The organism is Bacillaceae bacterium S4-13-56, from assembly GCA_040191315.1.
In the GTDB taxonomy this organism is placed as follows: Bacteria; Bacillota; Bacilli; order Bacillales; family JAWJLM01; genus JAWJLM01.
In genome coordinates this window covers 1-2,133 of record JAWJLM010000151.1, presented here as the reverse complement: position 1 = coordinate 2,133, position 2,133 = coordinate 1, and the positions used below count along the sequence as shown (strand labels likewise).

Annotated in this window: 1 protein-coding gene; it reads left to right on the top strand. The window is 40.6% G+C overall.

All coding sequences use genetic code 11. From position 1 onward, the window contains the following. Positions 1–159 precede the first annotated feature (159 nt). Complete coding sequence (locus RZN25_18260; GenBank protein ID MEQ6378747.1) at positions 160–1,968, top strand: aldehyde ferredoxin oxidoreductase family protein; 1,809 nt, start codon at positions 160–162, stop codon at positions 1,966–1,968. Positions 1,969–2,133 lie beyond the last annotated feature (165 nt).

Here is a 2,133-nt window from a genome sequence, read left to right as displayed (position 1 = left end):
TGGTGGCTCCGCGAAGCGAGCCATAATGATTTCTTATGAAAATATTTGCTACTATTCTAAATTTTTACGTATTGAAGGAGGATTTAAATATTCACTGTCGAATTTAATTAATAAGGCAGTAAAGCGTTTACAATATTAAAAAAAGAGGTGTCAAAAACAATGGCGTTGGGCGGTTTTATGAACAAGGAAGTTGTGGTTGACTTATCAAGTGGTTCAGTAGATTACAGGGAAATCAACGAAGATTATGCCAAAAAGTATATTGGTGGACGTGGGCTAGGTGTAAAATATGTTTTTGATAATGGACCAGAAGTAGAACCTCTATCTGAAGATAACATCTTGTGTATCATGACTGGACCAGTTACAGGATCACGCTCTTCTATGAGTGGAAGACTTGCAGTAGTTACTAAGTCACCACTAACAGGAACTGTAACTGACTCCCACATGGGTGGTTGGACGGCTGCGCGTTTGAAGTGGGCAGGGGTGGATAATGTTATTTTTAAAGGGAAGAGTGACAAGCCTGTTTACCTTTATGTTGAAGACGGCAAGGCCGAATTAAAAGATGCTAAAGATCTATGGGGAAAAAGCACTCGTGAGACAGTGAAAGCGATGAAAGAAGAATATGGAGAGAAAGATCTTAGTGTTATGACAATAGGTCAAGCAGGAGAAAATCTTGTACGATTTGCAGGATTTATGAATGAGCATGATCGTTCTGCTGGACGTGGTGGAACAGGAGCCGTTGCTGGATACAAAAATTTAAAGGCTATTGTTATCAAGGCTTCTCAAAAAGGAAGAATGCCTGAACCAGTATTAAAGGATAAGTATAAAGAAGCCAATAAGAAGGCTGTAAAAGCAATTATGGAGGGTGGATTAACTGCACCAAACAAAGGTGGTTTATCTGTCTATGGAACAAATGTTTTAACAAATATTATTAACGAAGTAGGAGCTCTTCCTATTCGAAATTCACAATTCACCCATTGGGATGAAGCGGAAAAACACAGTGGAGAATACGTAAACGAGCATCTTCTAGTTGCTAATAATACATGTCATGCATGTCCAGTTGCTTGTAAGATAGAAGTGGAAGTAAAAGAGGGAAAATACAAAACTCGTGTGGAAAGCTTTGAGTTTGAATCTTCTTGGGCACTTGGTTCAAATAGTGGATTAAGCGATTCTGAGGCAATTGCCTATTTGATCGATCTCTGTAATGAATACGGAATGGATACCATCGAGATCGGTAACATGTTCTCTGCCACTATGGAAGCTAATGAGAGAGGAATTATTGATGAAAAGCTTGATTGGGGCGATGCCGACAGGATGATTGAGTTAACTCGTCAAATTGCATTCAGAGAAGGTATTGGGGATACATTAGCTGAAGGGCCAGCTCGCGCCACCAGAGAGTGGGGGGCACCAGAACTGTCTATGTCAGTAAAAGGGCAGTCCATTCCGGCTTATGACCCTCGGGGAATCCAAGGAATTGGTCTTGGATATGCAACAAGTAACCGTGGGGCTTGTCACTTGCGAGGATACACTGTAGCAAGTGAAGTTGCAGGAATCCCTGAGCCAACGGATCGTCTCGAGCCAAAAGGAAAAGCAGAATTATTAAGGGTTTTCCAAGACATGTTGGCGTTTTCTGACTCCATGAATATTTGTAAATTCTCATCTTTCTCCCAAAATGCAGAGCATTATGCAGAACAGTATGGAACGATGACGGGTATTGAAATGACTGCAGATGATGTAATGCTAGCCGGAGAAAGAGTGTATAATCTTGAGCGCTATTACAATAACTTAGCAGGATTCAACAAGAAGGAAGATGACTTCCTACCAACAAGGTTTACAGAAGAACCTGCTTCTGGTAATAGTGAAGGTTATGTAAGTAGAATGGATATCATGCTTGATGAATACTACCAAGTTCGCGGATGGGTAAATGGGGTTGTTCCTGAAGAGAAGCTAAAAGAATTAGAAATTATTTAAGAAAAAATGCCGATCCTTTTTGGGTCGGCATTTCTCTGTCTAGCTCCAGCGAAAAAGCTTCAACGAGTAATCTTCAAAGTTTTTGCCTCGAGTAAGGGAACTACTTAGAGCTACTTCATAGAAACAAATGCTTTTCTTGTTTCGAAGGGCGCTTGCGCTTTTCTT

Coding starts and splice junctions, on each gene's coding strand:
- RZN25_18260 (MEQ6378747.1), top strand. CDS start 160: ATGGCGTTGGGCGGTTTTATGAACAAGGAAGTTGTGGTTGACTTATCA.